The sequence below is a fragment of the Stenotrophomonas sp. KH_029 genome, assembly GCF_057839765.1.
This window is the reverse complement of sequence record NZ_CM174498.1, coordinates 3410696-3432726: the sequence shown is the minus strand read 5'-3', so window position 1 is coordinate 3432726 and position 22031 is coordinate 3410696. Positions and strand designations below refer to the sequence as shown.

The 22031-nt window shown below is 68.3% G+C and carries 22 protein-coding genes; 12 read left to right on the top strand and 10 right to left on the bottom strand.

The features are described from left to right. The first annotated feature begins 12 nt into the window (after positions 1–12). Positions 13–591 carry a tetratricopeptide repeat protein gene (locus AC3ITM_RS15420; RefSeq protein WP_489266237.1) on the top strand — a complete coding sequence of 193 codons (579 nt, stop codon included), beginning with the start codon at positions 13–15 and terminating at the stop codon, positions 589–591. 110 nt (positions 592–701) lie between these two features. Here AC3ITM_RS15420 and AC3ITM_RS15415 read toward each other — a convergent pair whose 3' ends face one another. After that, a complete protein-coding gene (locus AC3ITM_RS15415; protein ID WP_489266235.1) occupies positions 702–1823 on the bottom strand; it encodes an HDOD domain-containing protein in 1122 nt (373 codons plus the stop codon). Between the two features lie 152 nt (positions 1824–1975). Beyond that, a complete protein-coding gene (gene ppa, locus AC3ITM_RS15410; protein WP_228887304.1) occupies positions 1976–2512 on the bottom strand; it encodes an inorganic diphosphatase in 537 nt (178 codons plus the stop codon). Positions 2513–2778: 266 nt separating this feature from the next. On the opposite strand from ppa, the gene AC3ITM_RS15405 reads away from it, so the two are divergent. Both AC3ITM_RS15405 and AC3ITM_RS15400 read left to right on the top strand, forming a co-directional pair. After that, complete coding sequence (locus tag AC3ITM_RS15405; protein ID WP_489266233.1) at positions 2779–3270, top strand: hypothetical protein; 492 nt, start codon at positions 2779–2781, stop codon at positions 3268–3270. A gap of 58 nt (positions 3271–3328) precedes the next feature. Continuing rightward, positions 3329–3838: a hypothetical protein gene (locus AC3ITM_RS15400; protein WP_489266231.1), complete on the top strand. Its 510-nt coding sequence runs from the start codon at positions 3329–3331 to the stop codon at positions 3836–3838. Between the two features lie 104 nt (positions 3839–3942). On the opposite strand, the gene AC3ITM_RS15395 is transcribed toward AC3ITM_RS15400, so the two are convergent. Together AC3ITM_RS15395 and AC3ITM_RS15390 are read right to left on the bottom strand one after the other, a co-directional pair. After that, positions 3943–4200: a DUF2789 domain-containing protein gene (locus tag AC3ITM_RS15395; RefSeq protein ID WP_489266229.1), complete on the bottom strand. Its 258-nt coding sequence runs from the start codon at positions 4198–4200 to the stop codon at positions 3943–3945. A gap of 161 nt (positions 4201–4361) precedes the next feature. Continuing rightward, the gene (locus AC3ITM_RS15390; RefSeq protein WP_489266227.1) at positions 4362–6389 is read right to left on the bottom strand and encodes a sodium-translocating pyrophosphatase; all 2028 of its coding nucleotides are present in this window, start codon (positions 6387–6389) and stop codon (positions 4362–4364) included. Positions 6390–6900: 511 nt separating this feature from the next. On the opposite strand from AC3ITM_RS15390, the gene AC3ITM_RS15385 reads away from it, so the two are divergent. After that, positions 6901–7404 carry a hypothetical protein gene (locus tag AC3ITM_RS15385; RefSeq protein WP_489266225.1) on the top strand — a complete coding sequence of 168 codons (504 nt, stop codon included), beginning with the start codon at positions 6901–6903 and terminating at the stop codon, positions 7402–7404. A 144-nt stretch (positions 7405–7548) separates the two neighbouring features. Here AC3ITM_RS15385 and AC3ITM_RS15380 read toward each other — a convergent pair whose 3' ends face one another. Next, complete coding sequence (locus tag AC3ITM_RS15380; RefSeq protein WP_489266223.1) at positions 7549–8805, bottom strand: 6-phosphofructokinase; 1257 nt, start codon at positions 8803–8805, stop codon at positions 7549–7551. Positions 8806–8943: 138 nt separating this feature from the next. Here AC3ITM_RS15380 and AC3ITM_RS15375 point away from each other — a divergent pair, with 138 nt between their 5' ends. From AC3ITM_RS15375 to AC3ITM_RS15365, 3 genes are all read left to right on the top strand, one after another. Then, positions 8944–9507, top strand: a complete 564-nt coding sequence (locus AC3ITM_RS15375; RefSeq protein ID WP_489266221.1) for an adenylate kinase — start codon at positions 8944–8946, stop codon at positions 9505–9507. Between the two features lie 287 nt (positions 9508–9794). Further along, positions 9795–11159: a UDP-N-acetylmuramate:L-alanyl-gamma-D-glutamyl-meso-diaminopimelate ligase gene (mpl, locus tag AC3ITM_RS15370; protein WP_489266220.1), complete on the top strand. Its 1365-nt coding sequence runs from the start codon at positions 9795–9797 to the stop codon at positions 11157–11159. Between the two features lie 103 nt (positions 11160–11262). Then, the gene (locus tag AC3ITM_RS15365; RefSeq protein WP_489266218.1) at positions 11263–11850 is read left to right on the top strand and encodes an LON peptidase substrate-binding domain-containing protein; all 588 of its coding nucleotides are present in this window, start codon (positions 11263–11265) and stop codon (positions 11848–11850) included. An 81-nt stretch (positions 11851–11931) separates the two neighbouring features. Here AC3ITM_RS15365 and AC3ITM_RS15360 read toward each other — a convergent pair whose 3' ends face one another. Next, positions 11932–13929 (bottom strand): bifunctional DedA family/phosphatase PAP2 family protein, encoded by a 1998-nt coding sequence (locus tag AC3ITM_RS15360; RefSeq protein ID WP_489266217.1) that lies wholly within the window; start codon positions 13927–13929, stop codon positions 11932–11934. 101 nt (positions 13930–14030) lie between these two features. On the opposite strand from AC3ITM_RS15360, the gene AC3ITM_RS15355 reads away from it, so the two are divergent. The 3 genes from AC3ITM_RS15355 (at position 14031) to AC3ITM_RS15345 (ending at position 16393) form a co-directional block, all read left to right on the top strand. Next, positions 14031–14693 (top strand): protein kinase family protein, encoded by a 663-nt coding sequence (locus AC3ITM_RS15355; protein WP_489266216.1) that lies wholly within the window; start codon positions 14031–14033, stop codon positions 14691–14693. 2 nt (positions 14694–14695) lie between these two features. Further along, the gene (locus AC3ITM_RS15350) at positions 14696–15196 is read left to right on the top strand and encodes a DUF2867 domain-containing protein (RefSeq protein WP_489266214.1); all 501 of its coding nucleotides are present in this window, start codon (positions 14696–14698) and stop codon (positions 15194–15196) included. 378 nt (positions 15197–15574) lie between these two features. After that, a complete protein-coding gene (locus tag AC3ITM_RS15345) occupies positions 15575–16393 on the top strand; it encodes an SDR family oxidoreductase (RefSeq protein ID WP_489266213.1) in 819 nt (272 codons plus the stop codon). A gap of 12 nt (positions 16394–16405) precedes the next feature. Here AC3ITM_RS15345 and AC3ITM_RS15340 read toward each other — a convergent pair whose 3' ends face one another. Beyond that, entirely contained in the window at positions 16406–17278 is an 873-nt protein-coding gene (locus AC3ITM_RS15340) for an ion transporter (RefSeq protein WP_489266212.1), read from the bottom strand. Positions 17279–17343: 65 nt separating this feature from the next. Here AC3ITM_RS15340 and AC3ITM_RS15335 point away from each other — a divergent pair, with 65 nt between their 5' ends. Beyond that, the gene (locus tag AC3ITM_RS15335) at positions 17344–18573 is read left to right on the top strand and encodes an acetylornithine transaminase (protein ID WP_489266210.1); all 1230 of its coding nucleotides are present in this window, start codon (positions 17344–17346) and stop codon (positions 18571–18573) included. A gap of 105 nt (positions 18574–18678) precedes the next feature. Here AC3ITM_RS15335 and AC3ITM_RS15330 read toward each other — a convergent pair whose 3' ends face one another. Further along, positions 18679–19317, bottom strand: coding sequence for an HAD-IA family hydrolase (locus AC3ITM_RS15330; protein ID WP_489266208.1), 639 nt, complete (start codon positions 19315–19317; stop codon positions 18679–18681). 125 nt (positions 19318–19442) lie between these two features. Between AC3ITM_RS15330 and azu the strand changes: the two genes are divergently transcribed. Beyond that, positions 19443–19901, top strand: coding sequence for an azurin (gene azu, locus AC3ITM_RS15325; protein WP_489266206.1), 459 nt, complete (start codon positions 19443–19445; stop codon positions 19899–19901). Positions 19902–20069: 168 nt separating this feature from the next. On the opposite strand, the gene hemL is transcribed toward azu, so the two are convergent. Next, positions 20070–21359, bottom strand: coding sequence for a glutamate-1-semialdehyde 2,1-aminomutase (hemL, locus tag AC3ITM_RS15320; RefSeq protein WP_489266204.1), 1290 nt, complete (start codon positions 21357–21359; stop codon positions 20070–20072). Then, positions 21356–22003 (bottom strand): thiamine phosphate synthase, encoded by a 648-nt coding sequence (gene thiE, locus AC3ITM_RS15315; protein WP_489266202.1) that lies wholly within the window; start codon positions 22001–22003, stop codon positions 21356–21358. The genes hemL and thiE overlap by 4 nt, the downstream gene beginning before the upstream one ends. Between the last annotated feature and the right edge of the window lie 28 nt (positions 22004–22031).

Genomic DNA, 22031 nt, shown 5'->3' with positions numbered 1-22031 from the left:
TGATTCAAGGCCATGATTTCTTCCAAAGACCATAAATTCGCAAGGGCCACCTGTCTGCTCGCCATGGGGCGCGCAAAGGAAGTCCTGAAGATTGCGGATGAGTATCTTGAAAATGAAGATGATGTCAGTCACCTTTCTGGCTACCTTTGTCGTGGCATGGTCTACGAAATTGGGGGCGAGGGGGTCGAGCCAGATCTGGAGAAATCGATAGATAACTATCGACGTGTCAGTCTGATCTCGCCTTGCTCAGCTGCATTCATTGACTTGGCAAGAGTAAGCATGAAGCGGGAAGGAGGCTATCCGGATGCGCGGCGTTTCCTTAACGTCGCCCTGGACTACCCTTTGGTCGCCGAGACCGTGCTGTGTCTTGCTGAGTACTACGAAACGAATCCCGAACCTGATGTGGTGGCCGCCAGACAGTGCTACGCCAAGGCCGCCTGGATGTGGCGGCTTGCCGGGTTCCGCGGCTACTCGCGGGTATCCCGGCGCATGGGGCTGGAGCGGGAGGCGTTTGCGGTGAGCGTGCTGAGGGTGATTGTCACGCCGTTGCTGCTGCTGTTGGTCGGCAATCGCGCGCGATGGACGTTCTAGGGGGTCATCACGACGCCACCAGTGGCCCCGCGTATCCGGCGGACAACAAAAAGGCGGACCCACCCGGGCCCGCCTCTCATGGTCGCAACGTTGCGCGGCACCGGTCCGGGTTACGCCTCGGCCGCCACCAGCCCCATCAGCCCGTTGGCGTGGTCGCGCCACTGCGGCAGCTTGTTGAGCACGCCGGCGCGCTGCAGGTACTCCTCGTCGACCGGGTCGCCGTTGATCAGCGCCAGCGCAACGTGCACCGCACCGGTCACCCAGAAGCTGCGCGTGTTGGACTTCTGCGGCTGCAGGTGGAAGGCCACCGCTTCGATGATCGGCATCGGCAGGCCCCACAGGCCCAGCAGGTAGGCACCGGCCTCGGCATGGCCGGGGCGGTCGTCGGCGGCATCGGCCGGCTCGCCACGTTCGTTGCGCACGCCCGGCAGCAGCAGGCCGATGTCGGCCAGCAGCGCGGCGGTGGCGCCCAGCTCGGCGCTGGAGTCGGGCAGCAGCTTGGCGGCCAGACGCGAGGCCAGCAATGCGCGCTGCTGCAGCGAGTTGCGCTCGGCACCGGACAGCGCCGAGGCGGAGAACACTTCGCTGGCCAGCACCAGGTCGCGCAGGGTCGACAGGCCCAGCCGGGTTACCGCGGTGCGCAGGTCGGAGATGGTCCGGCCGCTGTTGAAGAATGCCGAGTTGGACAGTTGCAGCACCTTGGCCGCAATGGCCGGGTCGGCCGACACCAGCTTGGAGACATCGGCGGTATTGGTGTCGTCGTCGTGTTCCAGGGCCTGGGTCAGGCTCAGGTACAGGTGCGGCGGCGAGGGCAGCTTCTCGATCCGGCCGATCGCGCTGCGCAGGCGCGCGCTGTCCAGCAGCTCGCGCAGCTCTTCCAGGCTGGTCAGGGCCTCCAGCAGCACTTCCGGGGCCAGCGGCAGCGGCAGGAAGCGGTGCGCCACGCCGATCAGGCGCGCCGGCGGCGGGCGGTTGCCCTGCTCGGCGTCGACCAGCGCGATGCGGATGGTTTCCGGGCGCAGCGTACGGATCTGCCCCAGCAGGGTGGTGGCATTGAGATCGGGCAGGGCCGGGCAGGCGATGACCGCATCCACCGCGGTGGCCGCGACGATGCTCATGGCCGACTGCCCATCGGCAGCGGTCAGCGGTTGCCACTCTTCCCCAAGATCGGCAATGAAATCGATCAGCTCAGCCGAGAGGCTGGCCTGGTCCCCAACTAGCAGAATGCGCACGACATGGTCCCCTGTCTGACCACGGTGAAGCCCACCGTGGACGATGTGAAGACGCAATGTACCCAATTCGGCGCAAATAGTGATGTGCCGCCTTCAAAAAACGTGATGCACATCGCTCTGGCGCGGCTGCGCCAGAGCGATGTCGTTCAGTCTCAGGCGATGTTGCCGAGGTAGCGCTGGTGGGCATCGACCAGGATCTGCTTGGCTTCGGCCGCGCCGCCCCAGCCGTCGAGCTTGACCCACTTGCCCTTTTCCAGGTCCTTGTAGTGCTCGAAGAAGTGGCCGATGCGCTCCAGCCAGTGGCTGGATACCTGCCCGATGTCTTCGACGTGGGCGTAGCCGCTGAACACTTTGGAGATCGGCACGGCCAGGATCTTCTCGTCGCTGCCGGCCTCATCGCTCATCTTGAGCACGCCGACCGGGCGGCAGCGCACCACCGAACCGGGCACCAGCGGCAGCGGCAGCACCACCAGCACGTCGGCCGGGTCGCCATCGCCGCACAGGGTGCTCGGCACGTAGCCGTAGTTGCAGGGGTAGCGCATCGGGGTGGACAGGATGCGGTCGACGAAGATCGCGCCGGTTTCCTTGTCCACTTCGTACTTCACCGGCTCCGAGTCCTTCGGGATCTCGATGATGACGTTGATTTCTTCCGGCGGGTTCTTGCCAGGCGAAACGAGTTCCAGACCCATGGTGTGCTCCAGCTGAGGGGGATAAGGGGGCGCAAAGTCCGACATTTTATGCCTTTGCCGCGTGCCGTGCAGCGCCGGCGGCAGGATCGGCCGCGCCGGGTCATCGGCCGTTGCCGGACCGGGCCCGGGTGGGGGTTTGCCGACCCGCCGCCCAGGCTGCAGGCGACGGCCCGGTCCGCACTGGGCTGACGGGCAGTTCCGGGATTGCCGATAGTGCATGGCCGGTGCGCGCGCGATGCTGGTCCCAGCCCTTCTGGAGCATGGCGATGAACCCGATCCTGCGTGTGCTGTCCACCCTGGCGTTGGCCCTGCTGCTGGCCGCTGCCGCTGCCGCTGCCCCGGCGCGCGCGGCCGCCTTCGTCGATCTGATCGATTTCCCCACCCAGGAGGCCAACTGGGTGCGTTTCTACGACCTGCAGGACCGGCTGATCGCCGATTTCGACGAGATCTGCCCCGACACCTACTGCGAAGGCGAGTACAGCAACCTGATCGCGCTGCAGTTCCGCTGTTCGGTACGCGCGGCCAGCGGCACGCTGCAGGGCTGCGTGCTGGTGGTGGGTGGTGGCAACCTGGAGGTGGAGCCTTCCAGCGGCGCCCTGCTGGACGACAACCGCACCTGGGCCTGCGCCGCACCGCTGGCGCCGGATACGCCGGTGGAGGCGTTCCACGCCACGCTGGCCGGGCCACGGCCATTGCTGGCGCCGCTGCCCGGTTCGGGGCGGTCGATCCATGAAGCCCTGTCTGATTGCCTGCATTGAACCCGGGCCGGTCGTGAGGCCGGCTCCCGCTTCTTCCTTCTGCCAGGAGCACACGCGCATGGCTACCCTCCGTACTTCCCTCTCCCGCAGCGCTGCGCTGCTGCTTGTCCTGCTTGCCGTATCGAGCGCCATGGCGACCGCCCCCGCCCAGGCCGCGCCGGCCTATGCGGACGCCCGCGATTACCCCACGCCTGGCGAAGGCTGGGCGCGGTTCCGTGCGGTGGAAGCGCAACTGGTGCGCGGCTTCGACTACATCTGCGGGGACACCTTCTGCGAAGGGGACTACGGCAATCTGCAGGCGCTGCGGTTCCGGTGTTCGGTGGCGGTGGCCACCGGGCGGGTGCAGGCCTGCGCCTGGACGTTCACCGGCAGCTTCGCGTGGGTGGACCAGGTCAACGGCGGCATCGACGTGGATGCGCGCACCTGGACCTGCCCGACGCCGCTGGCGGCGGGAACTTCATTGGAACTGCTGCTGCATACCCTGGAGCAGGCGGGGGACAAGGCACTGCATGTGCCGCTGCCGGGGACCACCGTCAGCATCTATGACGGCTTGACCGATTGCCTGTAGCGGGCGCCGGCTGGCATCGCCAGCGGCCGGTCCACGGACCGTTGCGGGCGCTGCCGGGTCGTTGCAGTCCCTGGGACCGGCACGGCTGGCCCCTGTGGTTGGGGTCAGGCGTGGGTCTGCAGCGCGACGGCGTCGGCATGCAGGGCCTCGCCCAGTTCATCGACGATGATGGCCCAGTCCGCGTCGGATCTGAGCTGCTCGGCCAGGAACTGGCGCTGGCCATCGTTCCAGTACGGCGCATCGACCAGGGCGACCTCGGTGGGCAGCTGGTGGCTGCCGATGAAGCCGGCGATGGCTGCTTCGGAGGCCTCCAGGCCCAGTTGCAGGAACAGATTGGTCATGCGCGGTTCGGTGGTGATCATCGTGGGGTGTCCGGACAGGTGTGGCGGCCCATTATCGGGGCAGGCAGGGGAGGCCGTCATCGCCGGATCGGGGAGGGGCTGCGCGGTTCGGTGCCCGGCCGTTGGCCGGGCACCACGGCCCCCGACGGTGCCGGCCCCATGGCCGGCACCGTCGGAGGCGCTTACAGCAACGGCACCAGCAGCAATGCCACGATGTTGATGATCTTGATCAACGGGTTGATCGCCGGCCCGGCGGTGTCCTTGTAGGGATCGCCGACCGTATCGCCGGTCACCGCGGCCTTGTGCGCCTCGCTGCCCTTGCCACCGAAGTGGCCGTCCTCGATGTACTTTTTGGCGTTGTCCCAGGCCCCGCCGCCGGTGGTCATCGAGATCGCCACGAACAGGCCAGTGACGATGGTGCCGATCAGCAGCCCGCCGAGCGCGCGCGGCCCCAGCAGCAGGCCGACCACCACCGGCACGGCGACCGGCAGCAGCGATGGCACGATCATTTCGCGGATCGCCGAGCGGGTCAGCATGTCCACCGCGCGGTCGTACTGCGGCTTGCTGGTGCCCAGCATGATGCCGGGGATCTCGCGGAACTGGCGCCGCACTTCCTCGACCACCGCCCCGGCGGCACGGCCAACGGCCTCCATCGCCATCGCACCGAACAGGTAGGGGATCAAACCGCCGATCAGCAGGCCGATGATCACCGTGTGGTCGGACAGGTCGAAGGCGAAGGTCTGGCCGGGATTGGCCGCCTGCAGGTTGTGGGTGTAATCGGCGAACAGCACCAGCGCGGCCAGTGCCGCCGAGCCGATCGCATAGCCCTTGGTCACCGCCTTGGTGGTATTGCCCACTGCATCGAGCGGGTCGGTGATGGCGCGGATGTCTGGCGGCAGTTCGGCCATCTCGGCGATGCCGCCGGCGTTGTCGGTGATCGGCCCGTAGGCATCCAGCGCCACGATCATGCCGGCCATCGACAGCATCGCAGTGGCCGCGATGGCAATCCCGTACAGGCCGCCGAAGTAGTGCGCCAGCCAGATCGCCGCGCACACCGCGATCACCGGCAGTGCGGTCGATTTCATCGACACGCCCAGCCCGGCGATGATGTTGGTGCCGTGCCCGGTGGTGGAGGCCTGCGCCACGTGCTGCACCGGCTTGTACTGGGTGCCGGTGTAATACTCGGTGATCCACACGATCAGCCCGGTCAGCACCAGCCCGATCAACGCGCAGAAATACAGGTTCAGCGCGCCATGGTGGTTGTCGGGCATCAACTGGGTGGTGATCGGATAGAACGCGATCGCGGCCAGCACCGCCGAGACGATCACGCCCTTGTACAACGCGCCCATGATCGAGCCGCCAGGCTTCACCTTGACGAACAGCGCGCCGATGATCGAGGCGATGATCGACACCCCGCCCAGCACCAGCGGGTACAGGATGGCGTTGCGCCCGGCCTCGGCGAGCATCAGGCTGCCCAGCAGCATGGTGGCGATCACCGTCACCGCGTAGGTCTCGAACAGGTCGGCGGCCATGCCGGCGCAGTCGCCGACATTGTCGCCGACGTTGTCGGCGATCACCGCCGGGTTGCGCGGATCATCCTCGGGAATGCCGGCTTCGACCTTGCCGACCAGGTCGGCACCGACATCGGCGCCCTTGGTGAAAATGCCGCCGCCCAACCGGGCGAAGATCGAGATCAGCGACGAACCGAACGCCAGCCCGACCAGGGCATGCAGGGCCTGGGCGGTATCCAGCCCCAGGCGCAGCAGCACCGCGTAGTAGCCGGCCACGCCGAGCAGGCCCAGCCCGACCACTAGCATGCCGGTGATCGCGCCGCCGCGGAAAGCCACGTCCATGGCCGCGCCCAGGCCTCGGCGGGCAGCCTCGGCGGTACGCACGTTGGCGCGTACCGAGACGTTCATGCCGATATAGCCGGCCGCGCCGGACAGCACCGCCCCTAGCGCAAAACCGATGGCGGTGTACCAGTTGAGGAAGATGCCGACCAGCACGAACAGCACGGCACCGGCGATGGCGATGGTCAGGTATTGGCGGTTGAGATAGGCGCGCGCGCCTTCCTGGATGGCGGCGGCGATTTCCTGCATGCGGGCATTGCCGGCCGGCTGCCGGAGGATCCAGCGTGCCGACACGATGCCGTAGAGAATCGCGAGAATGGCGCAGAACAGCGCCAGAGAAAGCCCATAACGTTCCAGCATGTCCCCTCCCGGGTGATGGAATGGCATCCAGACGAACGGATGAACCTGTCCACGCGGGGGCACAACGGGCTGCAACCTTGAACCAACCCGTGCAGACCGTGCCCGGTCTTCAAGCGTGTGGCGGTGTTCAGCAATCCCTGGTGGGCGCAGTATGCGGGCACAGCCCGCATACCGGTAGTGCCGGTGATGCGTCATCGCATACGCGCTGTCGCCCCACGCTTTGCTGCGCAAACCATGGGCCCCCTCGTATCAGCATCCAGACCCCCGCCGCTACGCGGCCGCCCCCTGACTCAGGGGGGGGGTGCGTCATCGCATACGCGCTGTCGCCCCATGCTTTGCTGCGCAAACCATGGGCCCCCTCGTATCAGCATCCAGACCCCCGCCGCTACGCGGCCCCCCCTGACTCAGGGGGGCTTGACCACCTGCTTTCAGTGATGGGATGCGGGCTTTGCCGCGCCGTTCAGCCATGGGCTGGCAGCCTCGGCCCATTCCCCGCTGTTGGAGCCCCGCCATGTCCATTCGTCACCTGCTCTGGCTGGCCCTGCTGCCCGCCGTGGCCGCCACCGCAGCCGAGACCCCCGAGGTGAAACGCGCGGTCGGCGCACCGCAGGCGGTGGGCGCGGCGCATACGCTGCGCCAGATCCCCGAAGCCTGCGCGCGGCTGGAAGGCATGTTCACCGCCGATGCGGCGCAGCCGTACACGTTCGCCGTGGTGCGCACCAGCGAACAGTGCCAGGCGCGCGCGCGCTTCGTCGATTTCGACAAGGCCCAGCCCAGCACCGCCAAGGGCTGGAAGCTCAACGATGTGATCCGCGTGCCCAACGCCGGCTGCCCGGCGCAGCAGGCGGTGGTGCAGGTCTGGCGCATGCCGGTGGAGCAGAAGCCGGTGCTGGACGGCCAGGGCCAGTCGCGCATCTATCTGGAAGAGGCCAAGAAACAGGCCGCCGCCGGCAAGATCGCGCAGGTGCCGATGTTCGCCGCGCAGATGAAGGTGGAAGGCAAGCCCTGCCGGTAACCGAGGCAGGGCGCAACGGGCAGGTCCGACCGCGGTCGGCCGCGACCGGACCACCATCGGTGGATTCGACCCATGGTCGGACTTCATTCCCGCGCCACGTTCCGGCGCCGCGGTGTCCGAGCGTGGCTCGGACCTACCCCGGTATCAGCCCTCGAACGGCGGCAATTTCTTCTTTACCGCCACGTTCTTGAGCGTGACGTACTTGGGCAGGCCGTCGGCCCCATACGGCAGCGGCGCCTCGCCCTTGATCAGCGGCGACAGATAGGCGCGCGCCCTGGCGGTGATGCCGAACCCGTCCTTGCCGATGAAGCTGGCCGGCATCTTCTTTTCGTGGTTGGCCACCTTGTGCAGCGGCGCGGCCTCGATCTTCCAGCGGTAGGGCTTGTCGCTGGTACGCACGATCACCGGCATCACCGCGTTGTGGCCCTTCAGCGCGAACTGCACCGCGGCCTTGCCCACCGCCTGGGCCTGTTCCCAGTCGGTTTTGGACGCGATGTGGCGGGCCGACCGCTGCAGGTAGTCGGGCATGGTCCAATGCACCTTGTAACCGAGCGCATCCTTGACCCGCGCGGCCAGCTGCGAGGCCACCCCGCCCAGCTGGGTATGCCCGAACGAATCCTTGCCGCCGCCGGCGTCGGCGATGAAACGGCCGTCGGCGGTCTGGATGCCTTCGGAGGCCACCACCACGCAATAGCCGACCCGCTCGACCACCTGCTTGACCCTGGCCAGGAACGCGGCCTCGTCATAGGCGCGCTCGGGCAGCAGGATGATATGCGGGGCATCGTCGGGGCCTTCACCGGCCAGGCCGGCGGCTGCCGCCAGCCAACCGGCATGGCGGCCCATCGCCTCATAGACGAATACCTTGGTCGAGGTTTCGGCCATCGCCGCCACGTCCAGTGCCGCCTCGCGCACCGACACGGCGGTGTACTTGGCCGCCGAGCCGAAACCCGGGCAGGTATCGGTCACCGCCAGGTCGTTGTCGATGGTCTTGGGCACGCCGATGCAGGTCAGGTCGTAGTCGAACGCCTTGGCCAGCTGGGAGACCTTCCAGGCGGTATCGGCCGAATCGTTGCCGCCGTTGTAGAGGAACCAGCGCACGTCGTGGGCCCGCAGCACCTCCAGCAGGCGCGCGTACTTGGCCCGGTCGGCGTCGATCGACTTGAGCTTGTAGCGGCACGAGCCGAACGCCCCGCCCGGGGTATGGGCCAGCGCGGCGATTGCCGCGGCCGACTCCCGGGTGGTGTCGATCAGCTCCTCGCGCAGCGCGCCGAGGATGCCGTTGCGCGCGGCCAAGACCTTGATTCCCTTGGCCCGGGCGGTGCTGATCACGGCCGAGGCGGTGGCATTGATGACGGCGGTGACGCCGCCTGACTGGGCGTACAGCAGGGTACCGTTGGACATGGTTTCACCGGAGGTGGGGGCGGGACATTGCAGAGACATTACCGGTATGGGGTAAAGTGCGCGTATTGCGGTGCAGCGTGATTGTGGACAATCCCGGGGCACGCGCCCTTCCTTTTTTACCAAGTTGGAGTCAGGTTGATGCGATTGGTTCTGTTGGGACCGCCCGGTTCGGGCAAGGGGACACAGGCAACGCGCCTGAAGGAACATCTGGCCATTGCGCACATTTCCACCGGCGACCTGCTGCGTGCCGAAGTGGCTGCCGGCAGTGAGCTGGGCAAGCAGGCCAAGGCGGTGATGGATGCCGGCAACCTGGTGTCCGACGACATCCTGCTGGGCATGCTGGAATCGCGCCTGGGCCAGGCCGACGTGGCCAATGGCTTCATCCTCGACGGTTACCCGCGCAACGTGGCCCAGGCCAACGCGCTGGACACCCTGCTGGCCAAGATCGGCCAGCCGCTCGATGCGGTGGTGCAGCTGGACGTGCCGACCGAGCTGCTGGTCGAGCGCATCGCCGGCCGCGCCGCCGAGCAGGGCCGTGCCGACGACAATCCCGAATCGGTGCGTCAGCGCCTGCAGGTCTACAACGACCAGACCGCTCCGGTGGTGGATTTCTACGCCGGTCGCGGCACCCTGGCCCGCGTCGACGGCGTGGGCGAGCTGGACGCGGTGGAAGCGCGCATCCGCGCGGCCATCCACGGCTGATCCGGCGCAAAGCACACACGCCCGGCCCCCGAAAGGGCCAGGCGTGCGGTTTGAAGGTGCCAGCGGAGGGGCTTGCTCAAGGCCCCGCAGCATGAGCTCCCCTGGGGACGGCCTCTTGGGGAGTAGGACCTACGGGGTACTGCGGCTGGCCAGCTGAATTGTGTCCGTCTTCACAGAACACCGCTATCGGGGATTCCCCGACACCCTCGGCTATTTCCCTACAGCGATCCAAGGAATTGTCTGATGACAATGTCCAAGACCGCAGGGGATCGGCGACAATCGAGCGCATGAGCAAGATTCATATCCTTGGTATTGCCGGCACCTTCATGGGCGGCGTGGCCGCGTTGGCGCGGGAACTGGGCCATACGGTCCATGGCAGCGACCAGGCGATCTATCCGCCGATGTCGACCCAGCTGGAACAGCTGGGCATCGCGCTGGACCCGGGCTACCGCGCCGACAGCGTCGCGGCCGACTGCGACGAGGTGATCGTCGGCAACGCCTTGTCGCGTGGCAACCCGGCCGTGGAAGCGGTGCTCGATGCCGGCCAGCGGTACATTTCCGGTGCGCAATGGCTGTCCGAGCAGGTGCTGCCGGGCCGCGACACGCTGGCCGTGGCCGGCACCCACGGCAAGACCACCACCACCACCATCCTGACCTGGTTGCTGCAGGCGGCCGGGCGCGAGCCGGGCTTCCTGATCGGCGGGGTGGCCGAGGACTTCGGCGTGTCGGCGCGGCGCGGCCAGGGCCGCGAGTTCGTGGTCGAGGCCGACGAGTACGACACCGCTTTCTTCGACAAGCGCAGCAAGTTCGTGCACTACCGGCCGCTGGTGGCCATCCTCAACAACCTGGAATACGACCACGCCGACATCTTCCCGGACGTGGCCGCGATCCAGCGCCAGTTCCATCACCTGATCCGCACCGTGCCTGCGCGCGGCCGGCTGATCGTCAACGGCGAAGACGCCCATCTGGCCGAGGTGCTGGCGATGGGCTGCTGGACCCCGGTGGAGCGCTTCGGCCTGGATCCGTCGCTGGAATGGCACGCCGAGCTGGTCAACGCCGATGGCAGTGCGTTCGTGGTGCACCATCGCGGCACGCGCGTCGGTGAAGTGCAGTGGCCGCTGCTGGGCCGCCACAACGTACTCAACGGCCTGGCCGCACTGGCCGCCGCGCATGCGGTGGGCGTGGAGCTGGCCACGGTGATCCCGGCGCTGGCGCAGTTCCGCAGCGTCAAGCGGCGCATGGAAGTGATCGGGCAGAGCGGCGACATCACCGTCTTCGATGATTTCGCCCACCACCCCACCGCCATCGCCACCACGCTGGAAGGACTGCGCGCCAAGGTCGGTGCGGCCCGCATCGTGGTGGCGCTGGAGCCGCGCAGCAATTCGATGCGGCTGGGCGCGCATGCGCAGGCACTGGCACCGTCGCTGGCGCTGGCCGACGCGGTGGTGTTCCTGCACCGCCCGGAACTGGCCTGGGATGCGGCCGGCGTGATCGCCGCGGTGCGTGGCCAGGCCCATGCGGTTGCCGACACCGATGCGCTGCTGGCGCAGCTGGGCCGGATCGTGCGCCCGGGCGACCAGGTGGTGTTCATGTCCAATGGCGGTTTCGACGGCGCGCCGCGGCGCTTCCTGGCGCAACTGCAGCAGGCGTGAGCCCGCCGCGGTGCCCTGTACGCCCGCCGGCGATGGGGCGCGGCAGGGCACTGCGGTAAGATTCAACGCAGCTTTCCGTTGATCGCGGCGCGTGCCGCAGGCCATGACCGATACCGCTTCACTGCCCCTGTTCCCGCTGCACGTGGTGCTGCTGCCCGGCGCCGCGCTGGGCCTGCGGGTGTTTGAACGCCGTTACCTGGACATGCTGCGCGAGTGCGGCCGCCAGGACAGCACCTTTGGCGTATGCCTGATCCTGGACGGCGATGAGGTCGGTCGCCCGGCATTGCCGGCCGCTTACGGGGTGGAGGCGCGCATCGAGGACTTCGACGTAGGCGCCGATGGCGTACTGGTGCTGCGCCTGCGCGGCCAGCGCCGTTTCCACGTGCTGCATACCCGGGTCCGCGACAGCGGCCTGGTGCTGGCCGACGTGCAATGGAGCCTGCCCGACCACGACGATGAGCTGCGCCCGGAACATGCGTTGCTGGCCACCGTGCTGGGCCACATCATCGAACAGGCCGGCGCCGCGTTTGCGCCCACCCACCCGGCGCAGCTGGACCAGGCCAGCTGGGTCGGCTGGCGGCTGGCCGAACTGCTGCCGCTGGACGAACCACAGCGGCTGCAGCTGCTGCAGCAGGACGATCCGCACCAACGCCTGCAGGACCTGCTGGGCTGGATTCCGGCACTGTCGTAGTGCCGCTTGCGCCGCGGGACCGACCGGCGGACGGTCGACGAACGCATCGCCAACCCGGCCGGGCAGGGCCCGGCTGCCGCCTTACCGCCCCGGCGTGCGTACCCGAAGTACCGGCATCTGCGTTTCCGGATGGGTGTCCACCTGCTGCGGCAGGCCATCGAGGGCTTCGCGTACCGCGTTCAACGACGGGTCGATGCCGCGCAGCGGTCGCCACATGCCGATGAAGTACACATGCCGCTGGTAGTGCAGGGTCTGCGCACTGCCCAGCCACAACGGCTGCCGGCCGGGTTGCAGCTGTGCCGGCGCCGGCCACAGGCGCAGCGCGAAGATCTCGTTGGGCGCATTGCCCGGGCGCAGCATCAGCAGCGATTCGACCTGGGTATCCAGCGTGGCCGGCAGCACCGGCACCTGTTCCGGCGTGGCCGAGGTGTCCAGCATCAGCAGTGCCTGTTGCCAGCCGGCCTGCGGCTGCACGCGCCAGCCCTGGCTCTCCAGCCGCTGCTGCAACGGCGCCAACGGCCCGGCCACCTGCACATCCAATGGCCAGCGCTGGTCATCGTCGAACTCATTGCGGCGTGCCGGCAGTTGGCGCCAGCCGGTGTCCCACCAGGCCTGCGCGCCGATGTCGGCCGGCGCCGGCTGGGCCGGCTCGAAGCGGGCCAGCTTGAGTGGAATATGCCGCGGCGCGTACCACAGCGCAGCCACCGCGAAGGTGCCGTAGAACAGCCAGGCCACCGGCTTGACCCAGAACGAGCGGTTGAAGCGGCGGCGGTAGGCGATGCCCAGCACCAGCAGCCAGAAGATGCCGAACAGCATCCCGCCGATCACATCGCTGAGCCAATGCGCGCCCAGGTAGATGCGGGCAAAGCCGATCAGGCTGACGATGATGCCCGACAGCAGATACGGCCAGACCCGCGTGCGGCCCGGCAGCTCACGGGCGATCAGCACCGCGAAGAAGCCGAAGGTGATGGTGGCCATGGTCACCGACACCGACGGGAAGCCGAACCCGCTGCTGGCATCGGGCGGGCGCACCACATCCACCGTGGCGCCCAGCAGTTTGCACAGCGCCAACCCGAAGGCCAGCGCCGCCAGCCAGTGCGCCGCGGCCATCCAGCGCCGTCGCCAGGCCAGGTAGCCCAGGCCCACCGCGGTGGCCGGCAGCAGCACCTGCCAGGCCCCCAGCGAGGCCAGCGCCGCCATCGGGTAGTCGGCCAGCGGGTTGCGCAGGGCCAGCATCGCGTGGTGCACGGCCAGGTCAAGGCGCAGCGGTTCGCCGTGGGCGACCACCGCCATCAACAGCGCGAACCAGCACCAGCCCAGCAACAGCAGCATCAGCGCCAGCATCGCCAGCGGCACCGATTCGCGCCGCTGCGGGTCGAACACCGCCACCGAGTAGCGGCCCAGGGTCGGGTGCCGGGTCGACCAGCGCAGCAGCGCGGCCAGCCAGTTGTCCATGCGCGCGGCCGACCAGCGGTAGCCGTACAGCACGATCGCCCAGACCACGCCCATCGACACCGCCAGCAGGCCCAGCACCATCACCAGCCGGCCGGCTACCGCGGCCACCGCGTCGTAGGCCTCGCCCAGTACCCAGCCCGGGGCCAGGAACAGCACCGCCCAGGACACCCCGGCAATCGCGCTGGCCTGCATGTAGCGCGACAGTGGCATTTTCATCATGCCGGCGATGGCCGGCACGAATGGGCGGATCGCGCCCACGTAGCGCGCCACCAGGATGCTCTTGAAGGCATTGCGGCGGAACATCGTTTCACCGCGGTCAAGCAGCTGCGGGTATTTGCTGAAGGGCCAGAAGCCACGCAACCGGTCGCCCCAGCGCCGCCCGATCCAGTAGCTGATGCCGTCGCCGGCGAACGCGCCCAGCGCCGCACAGGCCACCGCATACGGGCCGGAGATCTGGCCCAGGCCAATGAACACCCCCACCGCGAACAGCAACGGCAGCGCAGGCACGATCGCGCCAAGCACGATCACCGCATCGCAGAAGGCGATGAGGAAGATGACCGCGCCGGCAAGCACCGGGTGAGCTGAGATCCACGCAAGCGTGGCATCGATCCATGACGAGTCCATCGCCCGATTATAAGGGGGCGAAAGTGACTGACTGCCGGCCAGGCAGGCGCAATGTGCGGCATCTACGGTGATCGCACGCGATCGCGCCCTAGAATGGCACGATGAACCACCTCCCCGATCCCGCCCCGAAAGCCCTCAAGGCCGACAGTTTCGGCTGCATCCTGCTGATCGAACAGGACGGCGTTCGCTTCGTGCGCCGCGATCTGGGCGCCACGCCCTGGTGGCTGCGGTTGCCGGCCTGGTGGCTGGCCCGGCGCGAGGCGCGCGCGCTGGCGCACCTGGGCGGCATGGCCGACACCCCGGCGTTGCTGGCCTGGAACGGACGGTGGCTGGACCGCAGCTTCATGGCCGGCGACGCGATGTACCAGCGCCCGCCGCGCGGCGACCTGGCCTATTTCCGTGCCGCCCGCCGCCTGCTGCAGCGCGTGCACCGGCACGGCATCGCGCACAACGACCTGGCCAAGGAAGCCAACTGGCTGGTACGCGAGGACGGCAGCCCGGCGTTGATCGACTTCCAGCTGGCGGTGATCGGCAACCCGCGCTCGCGCTGGATGCGCCTGCTGGCCCGCGAAGACCTGCGCCACCTGCTCAAGCACAAGCGCATGTACTGCCGCGACCACCTCACCCCGGTCGAAAAGCGCCTGCTCAAGCGCACCTCGTGGGTGCGCGACCTGTGGTTCCGCACCGGCAAGCCGGTATACCGCTTCGTGACCCGCAGGATCCTGCACTGGGAAGACAACGAGGGGCAGGGGCCGAAGGCGTGAGCGTGGCCAAGACTGCGGTCGTGCCGATCGGCGCCGGCAGCGTGCTGTTCGCGCAGCTGCCCGGTGCCGACTTTGCGCACGCCTGCCAGGTGCCGGTGTCACGCGCCGGCCGATCGGCGCTGCAGGCCTACCGCGACCTGGCCGCCGCCGTACCGGGCTGGTTCGACGGCTTGATGGCGGTACGCAACGGCGGCATGCGCCTGCTCGGCATGAAGGACCTCGGCTCGCTGCGCGCGGTGCAGGAAGCAAACGATCCACAGCCGGGTCAGCGACTGGGCATCTTCACCGTGAAGCAGTGCACACCTGAGGCGATCGTGCTGGAAGACGACGATCGCCATCTGCGCGTACAGCTGGCGCTGCAATGGCAGGACGACCTGCTGCAGGTCGCCACGGTGGTGCATATCCACAACGCGTTTGGACGGCTGTACATGCTGCCGGTGGCACCGGTGCATCGGTTGATCGTGCCGTATCTGTTGCGGCGGCAGGTGCAGCGGTACGGGTAGCTGCACCACCTTTATGTCACACGCGATGGGTCACCTTTGCGGAACCTGCCGCGAAGGCGCCTGCAGGGGGCGCCAGCCAGGCAGTCCGCTGGTAGGGTCGCTCCCCGGACGACTGCCGGTACGGCGTCCCGGCCGATGGTGGGCATGATCGTTGCCGAGGAAGCGTTGCTTCGGCAGGCGTTGCCGCGTCACCGCGCCGATTGGCAGGGTCGGCAGTCGTTTGGGAATCGACCCTACCGCGCAAGCGTTGCTTCGGCAGCCATGGTCGCGCCACCGCGACGGTCAGCCGGGCCTGCGGTTGGCTGGCCCCCGGCCCTGCCGGATGCTGCGTTGCTGGGCATAATGCCGCTCTACAGTGATCGCAACGAGGACGTTCGCATGACCAGTCTGCAAGGCAAGACCCTGTTCATCACCGGCGCCTCGCGCGGCATCGGCCTGGCCATCGCGCTGCGCGCGGCGCGTGACGGCGCCAACGTGGCCATCGCGGCCAAGTCGGCGGTGCCCAACCCGAAGCTGCCCGGCACCATCCACAGCGCGGCCGAGGCGGTCAACGCGGTGGGCGGCCAGGGCCTGGCACTGAAGTGCGATATCCGCGAGGAAGACCAGGTGCGCGCGGCGGTTGCCGCGACCGTGGATACCTTCGGCGGCATCGACATCCTGGTCAACAACGCCAGCGCGATCTGGCTGCGCGGCACCCTGGACACGCCGATGAAGCGCTTCGACCTGATGCAGCAGGTCAATTCGCGCGGCAGCTTCCTGTGCGCGCAGGCCTGCCTGCCGTACCTGCTGCAGGCCCCCAACCCGCACATCCTCACCCTGGCGCCGCCGCCCAGCCTGGACCCGAAGTGGTGGGGGCCGCACACCGGCTATACCCTGGCCAAGATGGGCATGAGCCTGGTCACCCTGGGCCTGGCCGCCGAGTTCGGGCCGCAGGGTGTGGCGGTCAATGCGCTGTGGCCGCGCACCATCATCGCCACTGACGCGATCAACATGATTCCCGGGGTGGACATCGCCGGTTGCCGCACCCCGCAGATCCTGGCCGACGCCGCGCACGCGGTGCTGACCCGCGAGGCGGCCAGCTTCAGCGGCCGGTTCCTGCTCGATGACGAGGTGCTCGCGCAGGCGGGCATCACCGATCTGAGTGGCTACGCGGTGGACCCGTCGCGGCCGCTGCTGCCGGATCTGTTCCTGGATTGAACCGGCGCGCGCCTACGCGTTGAAGGTCTCGGGCAGTTTTTCGCCACAGCCGCGGCAATGCCGCGCGTCTGCTTCATGTCCTTCCAGCCCGCAGTGCGGGCAGCCGCGCGCATCCCGGCGCGCGGCCCGTTCGGCATCGCGCATGGTGTTGGCCAGTTCGGCGGTGTAGATGCCAGTGGGCACGGCGATGATGCTGTAGCCGATCAGGATCAGTACCGAGGTGACGAAACGGCCCAGCACGGTCTGCGGCACGATGTCGCCAAAGCCCACCGTGGCCATGGTCACCACCGCCCAGTACATGCTGCTGGGGATGCTGGTGAAGCCGTGGTTGGGGCCTTCGATCACGTACATCAGGGTGCCGGCGATGATGGTGATGGTGATCACCGTGAACAGGAACAGCAGGATCTTGCGCCGGCTGCGCCACAGCGATTCCATCAGGATGCCGCTTTCCTCGATGTAGCGGGTCAGCTTGAGGATGCGGAACACCCGCAGGATGCGCAGCGCGCGCACCACCAGCAGGCTCTGCGCGCCGGGGATGAACAGCGACAGGTAACTGGGCAGGATCGAGGCCAGGTCGATCACGCCCCAGATGCTGAACGCATAGCGCAGCGGGCGTTTGACCACCACCAGGCGCAGCAGGTACTCGATGGTGAACAGGAGGGTGAAGCCCCATTCGACCACGTACAGCGCGTCGGCGTAGGCGGCATGGAACTGCTGCACGCTGTCGAACATGACCACCGCCACGCTGGCGATGATGGCGTAGACCAGCAGCAGGTCGAAATTGCGCGACGGCCGGGTGTCGTGGCGGTAGATGATGTCGAACCAGGTCCGGCGCCAGCCGGTCTGGGTGGCGGGGTTGAGCTGGGGGGCGGTAAGCGGGCGCATGGGCTGCATTGTGCCCCAGCCGGTGGAGGGGCGAGAATGGGGCCTTTCCCGAACCGCTGACCGCCATGACCGCCGCTGCCACCGATCCGCTGTTGTCCCTGTCGCATTACTACCTGCCGGTGTACAAACCGCGCCAGGTGGTGCTCGAACGTGGCCAGGGCGCGCGCGTCTGGGACAACCAGGGCCGTGAATTCATCGACCTGGCCGCCGGCATCGCGGTGTGCGGGCTGGGCCACAACGACCCGGACCTGACCGCGGCGCTGATCGAGCAGGCCGGCAAGCTGTGGCACACCAGCAACGTGTTCTACAGCGAACCACCGCTGCGCCTGGCCGAGGAACTGGTGACCTCCTCGCGCTTCGCCGAGCGGGTGTTCCTGTGCAATTCCGGCGCCGAAGCCAATGAAGTGGCGATCAAGCTGGTGCGCAAGTGGGCCGCTGCGCAGGGCCGCCCGGCCCACCAGCGGGTGATCGTGACCTTCCGCGGCAGCTTCCACGGCCGCACCCTGGCGACGGTGACCGCCACCGCCCAGCCCAAGTACCAGGAAGGCTACGAGCCGCTGCCCGGCGGTTTCCGCTACGTCGATTTCAACGATGAGACGCAGCTGGAAACGGCGATGGCCGCCGGCGACGTGGCCGCGGTGATGCTGGAGCCGATCCAGGGCGAGGGCGGGGTGATGCCGGCCAAGCCGGGCTTCATGCAGCGCATCCGCGAGCTGTGCGACCAGCACGACGCGCTGATGGTGCTCGATGAAATCCAGGTTGGCATGGGCCGCACCGGCACCCTGTTCGCGCACTGGCAGGACGGCATCACGCCGGACATCGTGACCTTGGCCAAGGCCCTGGGTGGCGGTTTCCCGATCGGCGCGATGCTGGCCGGGCCGAAGGTGGCCGAGGTGATGCAGTTCGGCGCGCACGGCACCACCTTCGGCGGCAATCCGCTGGCGGCGGCAGTGGCACGGGTGGCGCTGCGCAAGCTGTCCTCGCCGGAGATCGGGCACAACGTGGGCCGCCAGTCGCAGGCATTGCGCGATGGCCTGGGCCGGATCAACGAGGAGTTCAAGGTGTTCAGCCAGGTGCGCGGCCGCGGCCTGATGCTGGGCGCGGTGCTGGACCGGGATTTCGCCGGCCAGGCCGGCGCCATCCTCGACCATGCCGCCGAGAACGGCCTGCTGACCCTGCAGGCCGGCCCGGACGTGCTGCGTTTCGTGCCGGCGCTGAACATCAGCGATGAAGAAATCGCCGAGGGGCTCAAGCGCCTGCGTGCGGCGATTGCCTCGTTTATCGCTTCGCGATAAACCTCGCTTCTTCGCTGACGCGAAGAAGACCCGGATCTGCGGCGCAGATCCGGGTGCGCGGACATTGCATCCACAACCCCGCGGCTGTCGCCGCGTCCCCTTGACTCAAGGGGGCGCTTCATCAATGGGTTGTGCGGCCAAGCCGTAGCGTTTGAGCACCTTGTTGAAACCTCGGCTGTCGTTCGCGGTTTCAGCGTGTAGGCCGGCCAGGCGCGCACCGCGCACGTTGACGAACAGGTCATCGATGAACAACGTGCGCTCGGCGCGGGCGCCGAGCCGGGCCAGGGCCTGCGCGTACACCGCCGGATCGGGTTTGCGTCCGCCCAGTGCGCCGCTGCACAGGATGCGGCCGTGCAGGGCGGTGGCCAGGGTGGGCAGGATCAGCGGGATGGTCTGGGCCATCAGCGCGCCGTTGTTGGTCAGGATGGCGATGGGCAGGCGGCGCGCGATGCGCTGGACGCGTTCGACCACGCCGGTCTGTGGCGGTGAGGCGGCGATGCGTGCGGCCTGCCAGTGCGCAACGCTGACCGGGGTGTGCAGCGCCACCCCGAGCTGTTGCAGGTAGTCGGCGCTGTCCAGCCCGGCGTCGTGCTGTTGCTCCAGCCCGCTGTCGAACAGCGCGGCCTGGATCTGCGCGGCACTGCAGCCCAGGCTCGCGGCCAGGTGGCGCACGCGCAGGTGGCGCGCATGGCGCACCAGCACGCCGTCGAAATCCAGCAGCAGGCAGTCCAGTACAGGGGGCATGGCAACATTCGCGCAGATCCAGCGCCGACCGTAACCCAGCCGGTGCCCGCACTCCAAGGACGTGCTGCGACATCGGGTCGCATCACGCCGACGGGCATGCTGACTAGAATCGCCGGGACTGCCCGATGGAGATTGCCGTGAAACTGCTTGTTCCCGTTGTGCTGGCCGGCCTGGCGTTGGCCCCGGCCGCACACGCCCGCGTGTGCGCGGTCAGCATCGACAGCACCGACCAGATGCGTTTCAGCCAGGACCAGATCAAGGTCGCCGCCGATTGCAGCCAGGTCAAGCTGACCCTGCGCCATACCGGCAAGCTGGCGGCCACCGCGATGGGCCACAACTGGGTGCTTACGCGCACGCCGGATTACCAGCCGGTGGCGATGGCCGGCATGCGCATGACCCTGGCCGACAGTTACCTGCCCAAGGCCGATGCGCGGGTGCTGGCGCATACCGCGGTGATCGGCGGCGGGCAGAGCACCAGCGTCACCTTTTCCACCGCCAGGCTGGCCAAGGGCGGGGACTACACGTTCTTCTGCTCGTTCCCGGGGCATTTTGCGATGATGAAAGGCCGTTTCGTTTTCGGTTGAAGACCGGAAACGAAACGGCCGGTAGCTACCGACCGTTGGTCGGTAGACGAGGTGACGACCAACGGTCGTCATCTACCGCGGTGATCGGCAGGCAACCGCGTGACGACCAACGGTCGTCACCTGCCGGCGGGTTCCGCGCCGCCACCGATGGCGTGGCGCCGCGTTCGATTACCCCTTGACCACCTTGAACGCCTCGCGCGCCGCCGCGATGGTCGCATCGATCACGCTGTCGTCGTGGGCGCTGGACATGAAGCCGGCTTCATACGCCGACGGGGCCAGGAACACGCCGCGTTCCAGCATGGCGTGGAAGAAGGTGTTGAACGCGGCGATGTCGCAGGACGTGGCCTGGGCGTAGGTCTCCACCTTCTGGTCGGTGAAGAACAGCCCGAACATTCCGCCGACCTGGTTGGTGGTCACCGCCACGCCGGCCTCGGCTGCGGCTGCTTCCAGCCCGGCGCACAGGCGCGCGCTGGCCGCGCCCAGGCGGTCATGGAAACCCGGTTCCTGCACCAGCTGCAGCATCGCCAGGCCCGCCGCCATCGCCACCGGGTTGCCGCTGAGGGTGCCGGCCTGGTAGATCGGGCCGGCCGGGGCGATCTGCGCCATCAGGTCGGCGCGGCCGCCATAGGCGCCCACAGGCATGCCGCCGCCGATGATCTTGCCGAAGGTGGTCAGGTCCGGGGTGATGCCGTAGTAGGCCTGCGCGCCGCCCAGGGCGACCCGGAAGCCGGTCATCACTTCATCGAAGATCAGCAGCGCGCCGTACTGCGTGCACAGCGCGCGCAGGTGCTGCAGGTAGCCCGCGCGCGGCGGAATGCAGTTGGCGTTGCCGACCACCGGCTCGATGATCAGCCCGGCGATGTGTTCGCCCTGTTCGGCGAACAGCGCGGTGGCCGCATCGACGTCGTTGTAGGGCAGGGTCAGGGTCAGTTCGCTCAGGCTGGCCGGCACGCCCGGCGAGGTCGGCACGCCCAGGGTCAGCATGCCGCTGCCGGCCTTGACCAGGAACGAGTCGCCATGGCCGTGGTAGCAGCCTTCGAACTTGACGATGCGGTTGCGGCCGGTGGCGCCGCGCGCCAGCCGGATCGCCGACAGCGTGGCCTCGGTGCCGGAGTTGACCATGCGCACCATCTGGCACGACGGGATCAGGCCGGTGAGGGTCTCGGCCATGGTCACCTCGGCCTCGCACGGGGCGCCGAACGACAGCCCGTTGCCGAGCGCCTGCTTGACCGCTTGGCGCACGCTGGGGTGGTTGTGGCCGACGATCATCGGGCCCCATGAACCGACATAGTCGATGTAGCGGTTGCCGTCGACGTCGTACAGGTACGGGCCATCGGCGCTCTTGACGAAGAACGGCTCGCCGCCGACCGACTTGAACGCGCGCACCGGCGAGTTGACGCCGCCCGGCAGCAGCGTCTGGGCGCGGGTGAACAGGGCGTGGGACTGGTCGTGGTTCATGCGGTCGGATCCTGGAAGCAAGCGAGATAGGCGCGCAGCGTGGCGACCAGGTCGGGCGCGGCGTACACGCTGCTGATGACGGCCACCAGGTCGGCGCCGGCATCGATGATGGGACCGACATTGTCCGGGCTCAGCCCGCCGATCGCCACCCGCGGCACGCCCAGTGCGGCGCTTTGCCGCAGCAGCGCCGGGGTGGCGCGGCTGCGGGTGACCTTGGTGGTGGTCGGGTAGAACGCGCCGAAGGCCACGTAGCTGGCCCCGGCCGCCACGGCGCGCTCGGCATTGGCCAGCTGGTCGTAGCAGGATGCGCCGATGATGGCGTCCGCGCCGAGCAGGGCACGGGCCGGGCCGATGTCGCCATCGGTGCCGCCCAGGTGCACGCCGGCCGCGCCCACCGCATGCGCCAGCGCCGGGTCGTCATTGATGATCAGCGGCACCGCGTGCCGGGCGCACAGTGCCTGCAGGGCGCTGGCCTGCTGCCGCTGCAGCGCGGCATCGGCGCGCTTGTTGCGGTACTGCAGCCAGGTCACGCCGGTGGCCAGCAGCGGCGCGGTGCGCGCCAGCAGGCGGGCGGTGTCGGCCTCGTCGGGGGTGATCAGGTAGACGCCGCGGGGGCGTGCGGTGGAGGCTGAAGCAGGGGTCATCGGTAGCTACCGGTAGCACGGCGGGAGT